The sequence below is a fragment of the Microbacterium sp. Kw_RZR3 genome, from assembly GCF_029222405.1.
Classification (GTDB): domain Bacteria; phylum Actinomycetota; class Actinomycetes; order Actinomycetales; family Microbacteriaceae; genus Microbacterium.
On record NZ_JARHXC010000053.1, the window covers coordinates 1 to 17,721 of the forward strand.

General features: G+C 68.9%; 19 protein-coding genes. 9 read left to right on the plus strand and 10 right to left on the minus strand.

The annotated features are described in order from the left end of the window. Positions 1-18: 18 nt before the first annotated feature. Complete coding sequence (locus P2P98_RS02435) at positions 19-1,002, minus strand: ABC transporter substrate-binding protein (protein ID WP_275796870.1); 984 nt, start codon at positions 1,000-1,002, stop codon at positions 19-21. A gap of 251 nt (positions 1,003-1,253) precedes the next feature. Here P2P98_RS02435 and P2P98_RS02440 point away from each other — a divergent pair, with 251 nt between their 5' ends. Then, positions 1,254-1,814, plus strand: coding sequence for a flavin reductase family protein (locus P2P98_RS02440; protein ID WP_275796872.1), 561 nt, complete (start codon positions 1,254-1,256; stop codon positions 1,812-1,814). A 139-nt stretch (positions 1,815-1,953) separates the two neighbouring features. Here P2P98_RS02440 and P2P98_RS02445 read toward each other — a convergent pair whose 3' ends face one another. Further along, positions 1,954-2,937, minus strand: a complete 984-nt coding sequence (locus tag P2P98_RS02445) for a PDR/VanB family oxidoreductase (protein WP_275796874.1) — start codon at positions 2,935-2,937, stop codon at positions 1,954-1,956. Position 2,938: 1 nt separating this feature from the next. Beyond that, the gene (locus P2P98_RS02450; RefSeq protein WP_058595347.1) at positions 2,939-4,048 is read right to left on the minus strand and encodes an aromatic ring-hydroxylating dioxygenase subunit alpha; all 1,110 of its coding nucleotides are present in this window, start codon (positions 4,046-4,048) and stop codon (positions 2,939-2,941) included. A gap of 92 nt (positions 4,049-4,140) precedes the next feature. Between P2P98_RS02450 and P2P98_RS02455 the strand changes: the two genes are divergently transcribed. Next, a complete protein-coding gene (locus tag P2P98_RS02455) occupies positions 4,141-4,728 on the plus strand; it encodes a PadR family transcriptional regulator (protein ID WP_275796877.1) in 588 nt (195 codons plus the stop codon). A gap of 136 nt (positions 4,729-4,864) precedes the next feature. Here P2P98_RS02455 and P2P98_RS02460 read toward each other — a convergent pair whose 3' ends face one another. After that, a complete protein-coding gene (locus tag P2P98_RS02460) occupies positions 4,865-5,338 on the minus strand; it encodes a MarR family transcriptional regulator (protein ID WP_275796879.1) in 474 nt (157 codons plus the stop codon). Between the two features lie 80 nt (positions 5,339-5,418). On the opposite strand from P2P98_RS02460, the gene P2P98_RS02465 reads away from it, so the two are divergent. From P2P98_RS02465 to P2P98_RS02480, 4 genes are all read left to right on the plus strand, one after another. Beyond that, complete coding sequence (locus P2P98_RS02465; protein WP_275796880.1) at positions 5,419-6,348, plus strand: SDR family NAD(P)-dependent oxidoreductase; 930 nt, start codon at positions 5,419-5,421, stop codon at positions 6,346-6,348. A 5-nt stretch (positions 6,349-6,353) separates the two neighbouring features. Then, positions 6,354-7,253: an amidohydrolase family protein gene (locus P2P98_RS02470; RefSeq protein ID WP_275796881.1), complete on the plus strand. Its 900-nt coding sequence runs from the start codon at positions 6,354-6,356 to the stop codon at positions 7,251-7,253. Beyond that, entirely contained in the window at positions 7,253-7,705 is a 453-nt protein-coding gene (locus tag P2P98_RS02475) for a MaoC family dehydratase (protein WP_275796883.1), read from the plus strand. Before P2P98_RS02470 ends, P2P98_RS02475 begins: the two co-directional genes overlap by 1 nt. Before the next feature lie 71 nt (positions 7,706-7,776). Then, the gene (locus P2P98_RS02480; protein WP_275796885.1) at positions 7,777-9,315 is read left to right on the plus strand and encodes a long-chain fatty acid--CoA ligase; all 1,539 of its coding nucleotides are present in this window, start codon (positions 7,777-7,779) and stop codon (positions 9,313-9,315) included. A gap of 7 nt (positions 9,316-9,322) precedes the next feature. Here the strand turns inward: P2P98_RS02480 and P2P98_RS02485 are convergent, their stop codons facing one another. From P2P98_RS02485 to solA, 6 genes are all read right to left on the minus strand, one after another. Continuing rightward, positions 9,323-9,775, minus strand: a complete 453-nt coding sequence (locus tag P2P98_RS02485) for an Lrp/AsnC family transcriptional regulator (RefSeq protein WP_275796887.1) — start codon at positions 9,773-9,775, stop codon at positions 9,323-9,325. 247 nt (positions 9,776-10,022) lie between these two features. Continuing rightward, positions 10,023-10,361, minus strand: a complete 339-nt coding sequence (locus P2P98_RS02490) for a cupin domain-containing protein (RefSeq protein WP_275796889.1) — start codon at positions 10,359-10,361, stop codon at positions 10,023-10,025. Between the two features lie 24 nt (positions 10,362-10,385). Continuing rightward, complete coding sequence (locus P2P98_RS02495; protein WP_275796891.1) at positions 10,386-11,153, minus strand: amino acid ABC transporter ATP-binding protein; 768 nt, start codon at positions 11,151-11,153, stop codon at positions 10,386-10,388. Continuing rightward, complete coding sequence (locus P2P98_RS02500; protein ID WP_275796893.1) at positions 11,150-11,974, minus strand: amino acid ABC transporter permease; 825 nt, start codon at positions 11,972-11,974, stop codon at positions 11,150-11,152. Before P2P98_RS02500 ends, P2P98_RS02495 begins: the two co-directional genes overlap by 4 nt. A 3-nt stretch (positions 11,975-11,977) precedes the next feature. Then, a complete protein-coding gene (locus P2P98_RS02505) occupies positions 11,978-12,796 on the minus strand; it encodes an ABC transporter substrate-binding protein (protein ID WP_275796895.1) in 819 nt (272 codons plus the stop codon). A 2-nt stretch (positions 12,797-12,798) separates the two neighbouring features. Beyond that, on the minus strand, positions 12,799-14,025 hold the full coding sequence (gene solA, locus P2P98_RS02510) for an N-methyl-L-tryptophan oxidase (RefSeq protein WP_275796897.1): 1,227 nt from the start codon (positions 14,023-14,025) through the stop codon (positions 12,799-12,801). Positions 14,026-14,154: 129 nt separating this feature from the next. Here solA and P2P98_RS02515 point away from each other — a divergent pair, with 129 nt between their 5' ends. The 3 genes from P2P98_RS02515 (at position 14,155) to P2P98_RS02525 (ending at position 17,701) form a co-directional block, all read left to right on the plus strand. Further along, positions 14,155-15,093 (plus strand): LysR family transcriptional regulator, encoded by a 939-nt coding sequence (locus P2P98_RS02515; protein WP_275796899.1) that lies wholly within the window; start codon positions 14,155-14,157, stop codon positions 15,091-15,093. A gap of 162 nt (positions 15,094-15,255) precedes the next feature. Next, positions 15,256-16,302, plus strand: a complete 1,047-nt coding sequence (locus P2P98_RS02520; RefSeq protein WP_275796901.1) for a homoserine dehydrogenase — start codon at positions 15,256-15,258, stop codon at positions 16,300-16,302. After that, on the plus strand, positions 16,295-17,701 hold the full coding sequence (locus tag P2P98_RS02525; RefSeq protein ID WP_275796903.1) for an aldehyde dehydrogenase family protein: 1,407 nt from the start codon (positions 16,295-16,297) through the stop codon (positions 17,699-17,701). The genes P2P98_RS02520 and P2P98_RS02525 overlap by 8 nt, the downstream gene beginning before the upstream one ends. Positions 17,702-17,721 lie beyond the last annotated feature (20 nt).

Below are 17,721 nucleotides of genomic sequence, written 5' to 3' on the forward strand. Positions count from 1 at the left end.
CACCCCGGGAGGGAGGGATCAGTACTTGCGGTCGGGCAGAGCGGCCTTCGCCTGCTCCTGGTCGAACGCCTGGTCCTCGACGATGTAGCTCTTGTCGACGGACTCGCCGGCCACGACCTTCTTGACGACCTCGGCGACCTTGTCACCGAGCAGCGGGTTGCACTCGACGATGTAGTTGAACTCGCCGTCGGCCAGGGCGGTCATGCCGTCCTTGACGGCGTCGATCGTCACGATCTTGATGTCGGTACCGGGCTTGAGGCCGGCGGCCTTGATCGCGTCGAGGGCGCCGAGGCCCATGTCGTCGTTGTGCGCGAACAGCACGTTGATCGTGGAGCCGTACTTCTGCAGGAAGCCCTCCATCACCGTCTTGCCCTCGGCGCGGGTGAAGTTGCCCGTCTGCGAGTCGAGGACCTTGATGTCGGTGCCCTTGATGGCCTCGTCGAACCCGGCGGCACGGTCGGTCGCTGCCGACGAGCCCGTGGTGCCCTCGAGCACGACCAGGTTGGTGGGCGTCTTGCCGAAGTTGTCGGCGACCCAGGTGCCCGCGGTCTCGCCTTCCTTCTTGAAGTCGAGGCCGACCCAGCTCGCGTACAGGTCTTCGGGAGCGGAGACCGTGCGGTCTTCGAGGATGACGGGGATGTTGGCATCCTTCGCCTCCTTCAGCACGTCGTCCCAGCCGTCGGTGACGATCGGCGCGAGCACGATCGCGTCGACGCCCTGGTTGATGAAGCTGCGGACCGCGGCGATCTGCGCCTCGGGCTTGTTGTCGGCCGCGTTGAAGATGAGGTTGAAGCCGTTCGCCTCGGAGAACGCCTCCTTCATCGACTCGGTGTTGGCGCTGCGCCACCCGCTCTCGGAGCCGGTCTGCGCGAAGCCGACGGTGATGACCTTGTCGTCGCCGCCCCCGCCGCCGGCGGTGTTGCCCCCACCGGCACAGCCGGCCGTGGTCAGAGCGATCGCGCCCACCAGAGCGAACCCGGCAAGAATCTTCTTCGCCTTCATGTTGAAACCTCCTCGTTTCGCCGGCACCGCTGCCGGTTCATGTGATGCAGCCCCCTCGGGTGGGCTGACTCGTGAATGTTAGCGCTCACACAATTGGCTGTGTCAAGAAATATCGGCAGCCGAATCATCACGAATTGGTAAATGTGAAGCTTCACACTCTGTGACTCGGGACCGCGGTGGATCGCGCGAAGCGTGTCGCCGTGTTGCACGCGACGACGCCGAGGCACGCGGAAGCGCCTACCGTTTGAGGTATGACTTCCCTTCCGCATGCAGCCCCCGAGAGCACCCCCGCGATCGGCACCTCGGTCTCGGCGGACGACTTCAAGCGCGCCTTCCGCGGACACCCGGGCGGCATCGCCGTGATCACCGCCTACGGCGAGAACGGGCCCGTCGCGCTGACCGCATCGTCGGTGTCGTCGGTGAGCGCCGAACCGCCGCTGCTGATCTTCTCGGTGTCGGCGCTGTCATCGGCGACCCCGACGATCGTCGCGGCCGACACGATCGTCGTGCACCTGCTCGACGCCGAAGACATCGGTCTCGCGCGCACCGCCTCGACCAGCGGGCTCGATCGCTTCGCCGACACGTCGACGTGGTCGCGCCTTCCCACCGGCGAGCCCGTCTACCACGGCGTACGCGCCTGGCTGCGGTGCAAGATCGTCAGTCGAATGGATGCCGGTGGCTCGACCGTGATCGCCGCACAGGCCCTGCAGGTCGACGTCGAGCGCGACCTCGAGCCCGGCGAGCCGGGCGCCGCGCTGGTCTACCACAACCGCACCTGGCACCGCCTCGGCGAGCACTCGCGGCTCGACTGACCCCGGCTCCGCGCTCCGCCGGGCGCCCCGCCGCGGCCGCGGCCGCGAGACTGCATACAGCTGACATCTCCACTGCACGCTGCAATGGAGATGTCAGCAGCGTGCAGTCTCACCCCAACATCGCGGGAGAGCGACGCCGTCAGCTCGTGACGATCTCGACCACGGCGGCGCCGTCTGCGGGAGCCACCACGCGCGAGACACAGCAGCACATCTTCGAGCGGGCGTCCTTCTGACGCTCGCTGTAGAACACGTCGCGGTGGTCGATGTCGCCCTCGAGGCCCAGCACCCGTACCTCGCACAGACCGCACTCGCCCTTGCGGCAGTCCCACATCATGTCGGCGCCGGCCGCCTCGAGAGCCTCGAGCATCGACTGGTTCGGACGCACGCGCGCCTCGATCCCGGTCGCCGGGATGCGCACGGTGAACTCCTGCGCGTCGAACCATCCGCTGTTGCCGAACGTCTCCATGCGGAGGTCCGCGATCGGGCGGTTCTGTTTCATCCACTCCCGGCGGATGGCATCCATCAGGCGGATCGGACCGCAGACGTAGACCTCGGTGCCGGGGTCAATGCCGGCGACCAGGTCGGGGATCGACAGAGAGGTCCCTTCGTCCCGCACGTGCAGGCTCAGACGATCCCTGTGCGTGTCGCGCAGGTCGTCGACGTACGCCATGAGCGCGCGGCTGCGACCGGCGTAGAGCAAGCGGTAGTCGGCTCCGCGGGAGCGGAGACTCGCCGCCATTCCGATCATCGCGGTGATGCCGACGCCTCCCGCGATGAGCACGTAACGCTCAGCCCCGGGCCTCAGCGGGAAGTCGTTCAGCGGCTGCGTGAGCTCCAATCGGTCACCGGGCGCGAGGGCGTTCATGACGGCCGCGCCCCCGCGGCTCACCGGTGAGGTGTAGACGCTGAGCGCGATGCGGCGGCCGTCGTCAGTGGCATCCACGATCGAGTACGACCGCCGGTCCCGCTCGCCCGCGATCGTCAGACGCACGTCGACGTGAGCTCCCGGCGCGACCGGTGCCGGGTCGTCGACCTCGATCTCGATGCGGCGGATCTCGGGCGTGAGGGAGCGGGATGCCACGACCGTGCCGCCCTGCCAGACCTCGGTCCGTGAAACCGCCACGTCAGCGCACCAACTGGGCGCCGCGGCGCGGAGCGGGCGCGTGGTCGCGCCCCTCGGCGAGCAGCATCCGCTCGAGGATGCGGCGCACCCACATGCCGCCCGCGTCGATGTTCAAGCTGTAGAACTCGTAGTCGGGGTTGGCGTCGATCGCCGCCTGCTGAGCGGCGAGCATCGCCTCGTCCTCACCGAAGACTCCGTGCACGCCGTCGCGCAGCTGCGTGGTGATGAGCTGGCTGTCGAGGCGGTAGTTGCGCTGGAAAGACCAGAAGTAGTGGCTCGAGCGCGCGGTCTCGGGGGTGATGGTGTTCATCACGTAGCCGTTGACACCCTGCGAGCGGTCGCCCTCGGGCGCCCCGGTGCCGGCCTTGGCGACACCGACGTCGATGCAGATCGTCGACGGCGCTTCGAAGTGGATGATCTGCCAGCGGTCGACGCGGCCCGAGAAGCCCGGGAACTTGTCGCGCATGTTCTTCAGCCAGAACGGCGGCGCCTCGATGTCGTGCATCCACCGCTCGACGGTGACGGTGGTGTCGGTGTGGCTCGTGACGAACTCGCTCTCGCTGAGCTCCTTCTGGCCGATGCTGCTGGAGTGCACGAACTCCTCGTGCGTGAGGTCCATCAGGTTGTCGAGGATGAGCTGGTAGTTGCACGGAGCGTGGATCGTGAGGCCATCGCCGGTCCAGGCGGCATCCGTCATCTGGTGCATGTCGGGGATGAGCGCGGGGTCGGCGAGAGCGGGATCACCCACCCACACCCACACGTAGCGGTACCGGTCGACGACGGGGAACGAGGGGACGAGGGCGCTGGGGTTGATCGTCTCCTGCGCGGGCATGCTCGTGCAGCGCCCGCGAGCGTCGTAGGTGATGCCGTGGTAGGGACAGCGAATGTCTTCCGGGCCGACCAGCGCGCCCTGCGACAGGGGCGCGAGACGGTGCCAGCAGGCGTCGGCGAGCGCGACCGCGCGGCCGTCCTCGGTGCGGTAGAGAGCGAGAGGACGACCCGCGACGGTCCGGGCGAGGATCTTCTTGCGCCCGACCTCGTGGTCCCACGCGGCGACGTACCACGCGTTCCGCGGGTGATCGAGCAGCTTCGCGGTCACTGTCTCCTGCATGGTGCACTCCCTTGTCCACTCACTATCAAGATAGTTATAGCGGAGAAGATACGGTGGAAGCTCGGCATCCGCAAGCGCGAAGGAGGCGGCCGATGAGCCTGCGCTACGCCCTCCTTGCCCTGCTGACCGCCCAGCCCATGACCGGATACGACCTCGCGAAGGCCTTCCACGTGTCGGTCGGGCACGTGTGGCACGCCCCCGACTCGCAGATCTACCCCGAGCTCAAGCGCATGGTCCGCGACGGCTTGCTGGTCGATGAGTCGGTGCCGTGGGGCGAGAAGTCGACGAAGACGCAGTATTCCGTCACCGACGAGGGCGTCGCCGCGTTCCGCGCCTGGATGCGCGAGCCGATCGACTACCCGAGCGAACGCGATCCGGCGCACCTGCGCGCGGCCTACTTCGAGTGGACCGAGCCCGACGTCGCGCGACGCCACCTGCAGGAGCACATCGCGCAGTACGAGTTGCGCCGCGCCCAGTGGCAGGCGCAGTTGGATGCCATCCGCCGGCGCACGCACCCGATCGTGGAGCGCCGCCTCGCGAGCGACACCGAGCACGATCACGACGCGATCGTGGCCTTCAAGGTGTTCACGTACGAGGGCTTCCTCGACCGCGCCGAGGGCGAGATCGCCTGGGCGCGGCACGGGCTGGATCTGCTGGACCGGCTAAACCCGGGGGCGTGAGCCGAGGCGCGAACCCGGGGCCTGAGCCCGGGGGCGGATCCGGGGCCCGAGCCGCGGGCGTGAACCCGGGGCCTGAACCCGGGGCGCGAGCCTCGGGGCGAGAGTCCCGGGCACGTGAGCCGGGAGCGGGCGCCCCTCAGCTCTCGGCCGGAAACGCCGCCGCTCGCAGCAGCCGCGCCAATTCCGCCCGATCGGCGCGCGAGAGCGCCGCGTGCGCGCGCCGCTCCCCCGCCTCGACGTCGACGAGAGCACGACGGTAGAGCGCCCGCCCCTCGAGGGTCGCGGCCACGACGTTCGCGCGGCGATCGCGCGGGTCGGGCTCTCGCGTGACGAGCCCGCGCCGCTCGAGGTCGTCGATCAGGGCAACCACCTGGCTCGGGTCGAGCCGCAAGAAGGCCGCGAGCTCCCGCTGCGAGGGCCGCCCGCCGGTGACGGCGAGGGCGAGGACCGAGTACGAACGCACCTTCAGCCCGTGCGCCGCGAGCGCCTCATTGCCCGTCGCCTGCGACACCGCCGCCGCGCGCGCGAGCAGGAAGCCGAGGTCGTCGGCGAGGGGAGCGTGCTCCAGCCGCGACGCCTCGCCGGCGTCGTCGTCGGCCGCGGGAGTCATGAGGACAGTGTAGCGAAACTCAATCATTGACATTTTCAACGAATGGATGGCACGATGGCGGCGACACGAAGGAGTTCACCATGTCGCTCACCGGCAAAGTCGCCATCGTCACGGGTTCGGGGCGCGGCCTCGGCCTCGCCTACGCCCAGGAGCTCGCCCGCCAGGGGGCAGCGGTCGTCATCAACGACGTGGATGCCGCCACCGCCGACGCCGCGGTGAAGACCATCGTCGACGCGGGCGGACGCGCGGTAGCCGTCGCCGCCCCGGTCGGCCCGACCGAGACCGCCGATGCACTCGTCGCGGCCGCGGTGGACAACTTCGGACGCCTCGACATCCTCGTGACCAACGCCGGGGTCCTGCGCGACACGGTCCTCTGGAAGATGAGCGACGACGACTTCGACACCGTCATCGGCGTGCACCTTCGCGGCACCTTCACCACCGTCCGGGCCGCCGCGACGTACATGCGCCAGAACGAGATCCCCGGGCGGATCATCTGCATCGGCTCGCCCACGGGCCAGCGCGGCAACTTCGGCCAGACCAACTACGCGGCCGCCAAGGCGGGCATCGTCGGCATGGTGCGCACCTGGGCGCTCGAGCTCAAGAAGGCCGGCATCACCGCGAACGCCGTGATCCCCGTCGCCGCCACCGCGATGACCGCGACGGTCCCCTACTTCGCCGCCGCCGTCGAGGCCGATGCTGCGGGGGAGCCCATGCCCGCGTTCTTCCGACACGACCTCGGCTTCGGCACCTCCGACGACGTCGCCGGTCTCGTCGCCTACCTCGCCTCGGACGCCGCCGCCGGCGTGACGGGTCAGGCGATCGGCATCGGCGGCGACCGCCTGCAGCTGTGGTCGCACCCCGAGCCCGTCGCGACGGCGTATCGCGAGGGCGGCTGGACGTTCGAGGCCCTGAACGACGGATTCGCCGAGGCGGTCGGAGAACTCCAGAGCGTCGGCGAGCGGTTCCCCGCCCTGCCCACCGAGCTGCAGCGCCCCACTCCGACCGCCTGACGACCATGGTCCGCTATGAGTCCGCCATCGATGTCGAGGCGCTGAAGGCCATCGACGTCCACGTGCACATCGAGGTCGACGGGCACGGCCACGCGTCGCTGCCTGACGACCTGGCGGCAGCCGCGAGTCGCTACTTCGCCGTCGATGCCGCTCGCCCCGACCTCGACAGCATCGCGGAGTACTACCGCGAACGGTCGATGGCCGCGGTCGTGTTCACGGTGGATGCCGAGAGCCACCTCGATCACCCTCCTCTCTCCAGCGCGGACATCGCCGCGGGGGCCGCGCGCCACAACGACGTCCTGATCCCCTTCGGCTCGGTCGACCCGAACCGCGTCGACGCCGTCGATCGAGCGCGTCGGCTCATCGAGGATTCCGGAGTCCGCGGGTTCAAGTTCCACCCCACGGTGCAGAACTTCGACCCCAGCGACGAGCGCCACTACCCGCTCTACGACGCCTTGCAGGCAGCGGGCGTGGTCGCGCTCTTCCACACGGGCCAGACCGGGATCGGGGCGGGGATGAAGGGCGGGCGGGGCCTGCGCCTCGGCCTGTCGAACCCGATGCTGCTCGACGCGGTCGCGGCCGACTTCGGCGACCTGCAGATCATCATGGCCCACCCCTCGGTGCCGTGGCAGGACGAGGCGATCTCGGTGGCCACGCACAAGCACAACACGTGGATCGACCTGTCGGGATGGAGCCCGAAGTACTTCCCCGAGCAGCTCGTGCGAGCCGCCAACTCCTTCCTGAAGAGCCGCATCCTGTTCGGCTCGGATTTTCCCCTGCTCACCCCCGACCGCTGGATGCGCGACGTCGAGCAGACCGCCCTGAAGACCGAGGTGATGCCGGGGATTGTCAAGGACAACGCCGCGCGCCTCCTCGGCCTCTCGACCCCCTCCAAGGAGAACTGATGACCACCACCATCGCCTACGACGACATCGCGGGCCTCGCCGGCACCGACCTCGGCTGGTCGGACTGGCTCGAGATCACGCAGGACCGCGTCGACCTCTTCGCCGACGCGACCGACGACCACCAGTGGATCCACACCGATCCCGAGCGCGCGAAGGGCGGCCCTTTCGGCGGCGCGATCGCCCACGGGTTCCTCAGCCTGTCGCTCGCCGTGAAGTTCTGGACAGAGCTGCTGGACGTCACGGGCGTGACCACCAAGGTGAACTACGGCCTCGACAAGGTCCGCTTCATCTCGCCCGTGAAGGTCGGCGCCCGCGTGCGCATGAACGCCGTCGTCGCCGAGATCACCGAGATCGCCGGCGGCTACCAGCTCGCCGTCGACCAGACGATCGAGATCGAGGGCGGCAGCAAGCCCGCCGTCGTCGCACGCGGCCTCTACCGCTTCTACGCGTGAGCCGCCCGGGGCCCGCCACGCGCGGGCCCCGAACCCCTTCGCGAAATCCGCACTCGAAGAAGAGACCGCGCATGAGAACCCAAGGACTCGGAGCCTGGCTCCCCCGCCGCAGGCTGCGATCGCCCGAGAAGACCGCCGTGGTGTTCGGTGAGAACCAGCGACTGACCTACCGACAGCTCGCGGACCGCGCCGAGGCGGTGTCCGCCGTCCTGGTCGAGGAGGGCGTCGGCGCCGGTGACACCGTCGCCTACCTCGGCGAGAACAGTCCCGATTTCCTCGTCACGCTGTTCGGCGCGGTGCGCATGGGCGCCGTCTTCGTCCCGGTCAACACCCGGCTCGCGGGGCCCGAGATCGCCCACGTCCTCACCGACAGCCGCGCCCGCGTGCTCGTCCACGACGCTGTGTTCGACGACCGGCTCGACGCGATCGAGGCCGGTCTCGCGAGCCCGCCACGACGCATCCGCACGGGAGCGTCCGGACGCAACGGCGAACCGGGCTTCGATCGGAGAATGGATGCCGCCGGCCCCGCCCCCGCTCTCGTGATCGCCGAACCGGGCGCCCCCGCCGCCGTCGTCTACACCTCGGGCACGACGGGTCGCCCCAAGGGCGCCGTACTCACGCACGAGAACCTGACAGCCGTGGCCGTGAACACGATCATCGACTACGACGTCGTCTCGGACGATGTGGCGCTCATGATCTCGCCGCTCTTCCATGTCGCCTCGCTCGGCATGGGCGCCCTCCCCGTCGTCCTCAAGGGCGGGACCCTCGTCCTCGAGAAGGGGTTCGAGGCCGGCCGCGCGCTCGACCTCGTCGAGCAGCACCGCGTGACGATGATCTCCGGCGTGCCCACGACCTTCCAGCTCATGGCCGACCATCCTTCCTGGGCGAGCACCGACATCTCGAGCCTGCACACCCTCACCTGCGGCGGATCCGCCGTCCCGGACCGCATCCTGCGGGCGTGGGAAGAGCGCGGACTGTCGTTCTCGCAGGGGTACGGCATGACCGAGACCTCGCCCGGGGCGACCTCGCTCGCTCCGCACATGACGCGGGCGAAGCAGGGCAGTGTCGGTCTCCCGCACTTCTTCACCGAGGTACGCGTCGTCGACGATGAGGGGCGCCCGGTCCCGGCCGGCACCGTGGGAGAGATCCACGTCACGGGACCGAACGTCTTCGCCGGCTATCTCGGTCTCGACGAAGCGACGCGCGCGGCGAAGACCGACGACGGGTGGTTCCGCTCCGGCGACCTCGGTTACCTCGACGCCGACGGCTACCTTTACATCTGCGGACGATCGAAAGACATGATCATCTCCGGCGGCGAGAACATCTACCCGGCCGAGGTCGAAGCCCTGATCGCCGACATACCGGGAGTCACGGGCGTCGCCGTCATCGGCATCCCGGACAATCGCTGGGGCGAAGTCCCGCTGGCCGTGCTGACCGTGAGCGAGGGGACGATGGTCGACACCACCGCCGTGCGCGCGCACCTCGACGGGCAGGTGGCGCGCTACAAGCTCCCCAAAGAGGTGGTCGTGATCGAGGCGTTGCCCCGCACGGCATCCGGAAAGGTCATCAAAGCCGAGCTGCGCGAGCGCTTCGGCGGCACCTCACTCTGAAGCCTCCTCATGCCCGGGACCTGTCGATGACGACGCTCAGCGTCACCGCCGTGGTGATGTCCTTGACACCCGGGTGGCCCGCGACGAGGCGCCAGATCTCGCTCACGCGGGTCGTGTTCGCAGCCTCCACGTGCACGACGAGGTCGAGTTCGCCGGCGACCACGTCGCACCGGCGTACCTCCGGAATCGCCTCCAGGGATGCCACGACGTCGTCGCCTCGCATCCGGTCATGACGCTGGACGAGCAAGGTCGCCACGGCCGCGTCGGCACCGGGGCCGACCGTGATCGCCTCGCGGATCGTGTAGCCCTCGATGTGCCCGTCGCGTTCGAGTCTCTCGACGCGCTGACGAACGGCGTTGCGCGAAAGTCGGACGACGCTTCCCAGCATCGCGTGGCTCGCGCGGGCGTTGCGCCGGAGCTCTCGCAGGAGTTGCTCATCGATGTCATCGAGTCGGCGCATGGGAAGCCTTGCCTTCGACAGGGGACCGTGGCCGCCACCCCGCGAACGGCCACCGCCTCGTGTTCGTTCGAGGGTCGGGGGATGCCCCGCATCGTGGATGCGATCGAATCCCGACCCCGCGGCAGGGTGGGGCCGCCGAAGTCCCGGCGGGGCGATGAGCGGCGCCCCTCCGTCGCCCGTGGGGGGAAGGGGAGCCGTTCATCGTCGTCCGTTCTCGTTCTCGTTCTCGGGTCTGCGGCTGCGGCCGTCAGACCTGCTCGGGGACGACCCAGCTCTTGCGGATGGTCTTGGTCACGACCCAGGTGCCCGTGTCGCCGGCCTCCATGAAGAACACGCGGCCGGGAGCGATGACATGCACGCAGCCATCGGCGTCGGTCAGCGTCCCCTCGCCCTCGATGATGTGGAACATCTCCGCGTGCGTCCACGACCACGGGAATTCACCGGGCTCGCACATCCACGTGCCCACGCGCAGGCCGCCACCGCTCGCGATCGGGGCGGTGAACTGCTCGGGGTCGCCGGAGGTGGCATCCGGGACCAGACCCTTCGAGGTCAGAGCGAGATCGGAGGGAAGGGCATCGATGATCATGATTCTCCTGGTGGTGAGGACAGGTCACAGGACCTGGTCGAGGAAGGCTTTCAGGCGCTCCGTCTGGGGATTGTCGAAAAGGGATGCAGGAGGACCCACCTCGACGACCACGCCGCGGTCCATGAAGACCGCCTGATCGGCGACCTCGCGGGCGAAGCCCATCTCATGCGTCACGACGACCATGGTCATGCCGGCGCGGGCGAGCCGACGCATCAACGCCAGGACGCCCTTCACCAGCTCGGGGTCCAGGGCCGACGTCGCCTCGTCGAAGAGCATGACCTCCGGCTCCATGGCGAGAGCACGGGCGATCGCCACGCGCTGCTTCTGACCGCCCGAGAGCGATGCCGGGCGCATGTCGGCCTTCTCGGCGAGCCCCACCTCCGCGAGGCGCTTGTGCGCGACCTCCCGCGCCGCGGCCGCGCTCACGCCGCGCACCCGCCGGAGGGGGAGCACGATGTTGTCGAGCACGGTCCGGTGCGGGAACAGGTTGAAGTGCTGGAACACCATGCCGATCCGGCGGCGCAATGCGTCGTCCGACCCCGTGAGGACGTCGACCCCGTCGAGCAGGACGGCTCCGCCCGACGCCTCTTCCAAACGGTTGATGCAGCGCAGCACGGTCGATTTGCCCGATCCCGACGGACCGATGATGCAGGTGGTCTTCCCGGCGGGAACCTCGATGTCGACGCCGTGTAGCACGCGAACCGGTCCGAAGTCCTTCGTCAGCCCCCGCACGGAGAGCGAGCCCGCCGCCGGTGTGAAAGCACCCGTGGGGGCGGTGAGGATGTCGCTCATCGTTGTGCTCCGTTCTGCGGCGCGGTGGTCGGACCTGCCGACAGGATGGGGTCGGGAAGCACCGTCTCAGCCGGAGCGTCGTTCGCCGGGCGACGACGACGGCCCAGCGGACGCCCGTCACGGAGGCGACGGTCGATCACGTTGACCAAGTGAGTGAGGGGCACCGTGATGATGAGGTAAAAGATGCCGGCGAGCACCAGCGGCGAGAGGTTGCCGTTGGTGATGGCGGCGTCCTGCCCGATGCGGAACAACTCGCGCTGCGACGTGATCAGGCCGAGGAAGTACACCAGCGACGAGTCCTTCACGATGGCGATGAACTGGTTCACCAGCGACGGCAGCACCTGACGCACCGCCTGCGGGATCACGATGAGTCGCATCGCGTCGCGGTGCGTCATGCCCAGCGCGCGAGCGGCCTCGAGCTGGCCCTTGTCGACCGCGAGGATTCCCGCGCGGAAGATCTCTCCGAGGTAGGCGCTGGCGATGAGGCTCAGCGCCAGGATGCCGAGAGGGTAGGGGTTTCCGCGGGTGATGCCGTTGAACAGCGGGGCGAGCCCCGTTCCGATCAGAAGGATCGTCAGGATCGCCGGGAGCCCTCGGAAGATGTCGGTGTAGATCCGACTGAGGGTGCGCAGCAGACGTGACCGGCTCGTGCCCATGACGGCCAGGCCGAGTCCGAGCACGATGCCGATGACGGTGGCCGCGAGCGACAGCAGGAGGGTGTTCCAGATGCCGTAGGCGAGCATGTCGGGCAGCGCTCGCAGCATCGACGTGACGTCGAAGAAGCTGCGCGCGATGTTGCCCAGGGTGTCAGCGAGGTCCATGGGTCACTTCGTCGGCTGGAACTGGTCGGGAACCGGCTGGTCGGGGAAGAACTTCATGTCGATGCTCAGCCAGGTCCCATCGGCGATCATGTCGGCCAGGGCCCCGTTGACGGCATCCTTCAGCGCCGTGTTCTGCTTCGACACGGCCATGCCCACGGGGTAGTCGGGGACGGGGATGTTGATCGCGATCTCCTGGCGTCCGCCGGACTGAGCCGCGTAGTCCTCCGCCACGGGGAAGTCGAGGAAGTGCGCGTCGATCGTGCCCGCCGTGAGACCCGCGATCGCGCTGTTGTTGTCGGGGAAGCGCACGATCTCGACGCCGGGGAAGTTCTCCTGGGCGTAGCTGTCCTGGATCGTGCCCTGCACGACGCCCAGACGCTTGCCGCTCAGGGTCGCCTCGTCGTCGGTGATCCCGGATGCCGGGGAGGCGAGCACGGAGATGTAGGCGATGAAGTAGTGGTCGCTGAAGTCGACCGTCTCGCGACGCTTCTCGGTGTCGCTGATGGAGGCGGCGGCGAGGTCGAGCTGACCGTTCGCGACCGCCGGCAGGAGAGCGGAGAACTCCTGCGTGACGAACTCGGTCTGCAGGTCGAGACGCTTGGCCACTTCGCGTGCGATCTCGACGTCGAAGCCCTGGAGCTCGCCGTTGTCGGTGTAGGCGTAGGGCTTGGTGTCGCCCGTGGTGCCGATACGGAGCGTGCCGCTCGAGATCGTGTTCAAGCCGTCGTCGGAGCCGCCGGCGCTCGGCCCGGCGCAGGCCGAGAGGCTCAGGCCGAGGGCGACGGCCGCGGTGGCGGCCAAAAGGATTTTGGAGCGCTTCATGGTCAGGCTGCTTTCTTGGTCGGGTGGTGGGGGTCGTCGGCCCAGGACGTGCCGTCGTACTCACGGTCGGGGCTCATGAACTGGATGTCGGTGAACGGTTCCTCGTCGAGGGCGAGCTCCGCCAGGAGTTCTCCGATGGCGGGCGCGTGCTTGAAGCCGTGACCGCTGTCGCCGCCGGCGAGGACGAGCCGGGGGTCTCCGGCGACACGGCCCAGGAGGAACTGCTTGTCGGGGGTGTTCGTCACCATGCAGGGGATCGCCTTCGCGGGCGTCGGCTCGAGATCGCGGAACGCCCCGTCGACAGCCTTGGACAGGGTCGCATAGTCGCTGGCGGGGCGGATGTAGCGGTCGACGGTGTCCGCATCGGTGTCGGTGAACACACCACCGATGTCCTGCAGGCCGATCTTGACCGCGTAGCCCTCGCCGTCCGTCGCATCCGCGCCGTGGCCCCAGAGCGCCAGACCGCTGGGAAGCTGACGGATGAAGACGGGGAAGGCCGAGAGGTCGAACTGCCCGTCGGGCTCGATGTCAGAGGGGTCCGAGCTCTCGAACCAGAACATGGGCATGCGCCGGGGCGACAGGGGCAGGTCGAGGAACTTCGAGGTCCACGCGCCGGCGGTCATCACCGCACGACGGGCGCGCAGAGTCCGCCCTCCCGCCTCGACCTCGACGCCGTCGTCGATGAGACGGACGTCGGTGACCCGCGTGTCGGTCAACACCGTCGCGCCCAGCGAGACGGCCACCTCTACGGCTGCTCTGACGCCGAGCTCGGGGTAGCAGACGCCGGCGGCAGGATCCCACACGCCGATGTCGTCGGGACCGAAGCCTCGATACTGCGGGAAGCGCTCGCCGAGTTCGTCGTGCTCGATGACCTCGACCTTGAGGCCCGCATCGGTGGCGGCGCGCAGCGTCCCCTCGACCACGTGACCGTCGGGCGGGCCCACCATGAGACCGCCGGTCTGCCGCAGCAGCGTCTGGCCGGTGCGCTCGCCGAGGTCGTACCAGAGGTCGCGAGCTCGTGTCGCGATCGGTGCGAGACCGGGGTGCTCGTGGCAGGCGACACGGAAGACGCGCGTGGTGCCATGCGTCGAGCCCAGGTGGTGACCGATCCCGTACCGTTCGACCCCGATGACGCGGACGCCGCGCTCGGCGAGACGCCAGAGGGCCTGAGATCCCCACGCGCCGAGTCCGACGACGATGACGTCGGCATCCAAAAAGTTGTCTGACATGACATGCTGCCTTTCCCTCCCGGTGTGCCGGGGTGCGCATCAGTCTGCTCAAGCGCACGCTGGCTTCGCCAAATACAATTTTCGATGGTTGTGATACCCAGCAGGTATGAATGCCGCCGAGGAGGCCCCATGGAAATCCGCGAACTGACCTACTTCATGGCCGTCGCCGAAGACCTGTCGTTCACGCGGGCCGCCGCCCGTCTCCAGATGAGCCAGCCGCCCCTCAGCCGTGCCATCAGTCAGCTGGAGAAGAAACTCGGGGTGCGGTTGTTCGACAGGCGCTCTCGAGCCGCGCCGCGCCTCACCCCGGCGGGGCACCTCCTCGTCCGCGAAGGACGCAGCATCCTGCAGCAGGTCGAGCAGACCGAGTCGCTCCTCGACTCCGCCGTTGCCGAACTGCATCCCCTGCGCATCGTCAGTGTCAGCTCGGTCCTCGCCGGACTGCTGCCCCCTGTCGTGCGGGCCTTCACGGGGTCGCACCGCGAAGCGCGCGTGCTCATCGAGGAAGCGGAGGAGCGTCCGATCCTGTTCGATCTGGCCCGGGTGACGGCGGATCTGGGATTCACCCGAGTCCGAACCGTCGACGATCGCTTCGAGTTCGACCGTGTCGCGATGGAGCCGCTGGTGGCCGCCCTTCCCGCGACTCACCGGCTCGCCGGACGCGGCGAGATCTCGCTCGCCGAGCTCTCGGACGAGGACTTCATCATGTTCAACCGCGAGGACTCCCCCCAGGCGTACGACCGTCTCGTCCTCTCCTGCGTGCGAGCGGGCTTCAACCCCCGCATCATCCTGCACGCGACGAACGACCTGTCGATTCTCAGCACGGTGTCCTGCGGCCTGGGCGTGTCGCTCATGCCGTACATCTCGTCTTTCGTTCCGATCCCCGGCGTGCACTTCGCCACCATCTCGGAGGAATGGGCGCGCACGCCGCTGACGATCGTGTGGTTGTCGGGTCAGCCCAACCCCCTTACGGCGCTGTTCGTGTCGTACGTGCGCGCCGAGCTCACCGCCCGGCGCGACGCGGATCGACGAGCCGGTCGCATCACCTTCGATCTGCTCGCCCCCTGAGCCCCACCGCACGCGGCACCCTCGGCCCTCCGCACCACAGGACAACGGCTCGCACCGCACCTCGACGACGAGCGATCCGCTCGGTGCGGGGAGCGGATCGTCGCTGGTGCGCGGTGCACCTTCGCCTCGAACCTGGAGGAAAGACCCGTCTAAGGAGTTTCGATGCGTTCGTACAATCTGGCCCTGATCGGTTTCGGTGGAGTGAACCGTGCCCTCGCACAGCTCATCGACGAGGACCAACCCCGTTTCCGCGAGCTCGGCTTCGAGCTGAAGGTGGTCGCCATCACCGACCTCGCGATGGGTTCTCTCATCCAGGCCGACGGCGTCGATCTCGGCGAGATCCTCGCCCTGCCCCGCGGCACGACCTTTGCGGGCCACGACGGCGGTTCCGCCGAAGCGGACAACGAACGCGTGATCCGCGAGAGCCCGGCCGACGTCGTGGTCGAGGCGACGTTCACGAACCCGCAGACCGGAGAACCCGCGGCCTCGCACGTGCGCTGGGCGCTCGAGAGCGGCAAGCACGTGACCACCACGAACAAGGGCCCGGTCGCCCTCCACGGCGCCGCCCTGAACGCCATCGCCGCCGCGAACGGCGTGCGCTTCGCGTACGAGGGCAGCGTCATGAGCGGCACGCCGGTGCTCGGGCTCGCCCACCGGCAGCTCGCCGGGCTGGGCTTCTCGCGCGTGCAGGGCGTTCTCAACGGCACCAGCAACTACGTCCTCAGCCGTATGGAGGCGGGGCTGAGCCTCGACGCCGCCGTCGCCGAGGCCCAGGCCCACGGTTACGCCGAGGCCGACCCCACCGCCGACATCGGGGGGTCGGACGTTCAGCTCAAGGTCACCATCCTCGCGAACGAACTGCTCGGCGCCGACATCTCGCCCGCCGACGTCGAGACCTTCGGCATCCAGGACATCACCGCGGACGACGTCGCCGCGGCGGCCCGCGAGGGTCGACGCTGGAAGCTCATCGGTTCGGCGGAACGCGACCAGGACGGCGCCGTCACGGCCCGCGTCGCCGCGGAGGCCGTCACCGCCGATCACCCGCTGGCGAATGTTCCCGGCGCGACCAATGCCGTCTCGTTCGACACCGATCTGCTTGGCACGGTCACGGTCACCGGACCGGGTGCCGGCCGCATCGAGACCGCCTACGCGCTGATCGCCGACCTGATCAGCATCGACGCCTTCGAGAAGGATGCCGCTCGTGTCTGACACGCACACACTCCACGTCCTCACCGTCGACGATCTGCTCGTCTACGACAAGTTCTCGGGCGACGTCGTCGCCGCTCTGCCCCAGAACGACGTCGACGGAGCCCGTGACGCCCTCGCACGCGCCGTCGCGGCGGCGCCCGCGGCGGCGAAGACGGCCAGGCACGAACGGGCCGCGGTGCTCGAACGCGCCGCCCGCATCTTGGACGAGCGCTCCGAGAACGTCGCGCATCTCATCGTCACCGAGGCCGGCAAGACGATCCGCCAGGCGCGCAAGGAGGTCTCACGAGCGATCAACACCCTGAAACTCTCGGCGCACGAGGCGACAGCCAACGCCGGCGAGGTCATCCCGTTCGAGTCCTTCCCCGGCGGTGAGGGTCGGCGCGGCTGGTTCAGCCGCGAACCCCTAGGGGTGATCGTCGCGATCACGCCCTACAACGACGCCCTGAACCTCGTCGCCCACAAGATCGGCCCGGCGATCGCGGGCGGCAACACCGTCGTGCTCAAACCTTCCCCGCACACCCCGCTCACGGCGCAGCTGATGGTGGACGTGCTCGTCGAGGCGGGCCTGCCCGACGACGTCATCACCGTCGTGCGCGGTGACAGGTCGGTCGCTCAGGCGCTCGTCTCCGCACGCGAGGTGCGTCTGGTCTCGTTCACCGGCGGGTTCGCAACGGGGCGCGCGATCGCCGCGGCCGCCGGCATCAAGAGGCTCGCGATGGAGCTCGGGGGAAACGCACCCGTTATCGTCTTCGCCGACGCCGACCTCGACAGCGCGGTGTCGGCGTGCGTCTCGGGGGCGTTCTGGGCCGCGGGGCAGAATTGCATCGGTGCTCAGCGTCTCCTCGTGCAGCGAGAGATGTACGAGCGGTTCGTCGCCGCGTTCGTCGAGGCGACCGGGCGGCTCGTCCACGGCGACCCGCGTGAGGAGACGACCGATATCGGTCCGATGATCAGCGCGAGTGCGGCGCACGCGGCGCGTCAGACGGTGCTCGACGCCGTCGCTGCCGGAGCGCACCTGCGGATCGGCGGCACCGTGGAGGGCTCCGTCATGGCGCCGACGGTGCTGACCGATGTGCCGCGCACGTGCACGGTGTGGACCGAGGAGGTCTTCGCGCCGGTGGTCGTCATCGAGCCTTTCGACTCCGAAGAGGCCGCGATCGAGGCCGCCAACGACAGCGAGTACGCACTGCAGGCCGGGGTCTTCACGCAGAATCTCTCGCGCGCGCTCCGCGTCGCCGACGCCATCGAGGCCGGTGGCGTGATGGTCAACGATTCCTCGGACTATCGCCTCGACGCGATGCCGTTCGGCGGAGCGAAGTACGGCTCGATGGGTCGCGAGGGCGTGCGCTTCGCCTACGAGGAGATGACTCAGCCGAAGGTCATCTCGATCCTGACCTGACGGGCGGACGGGCGGGGACC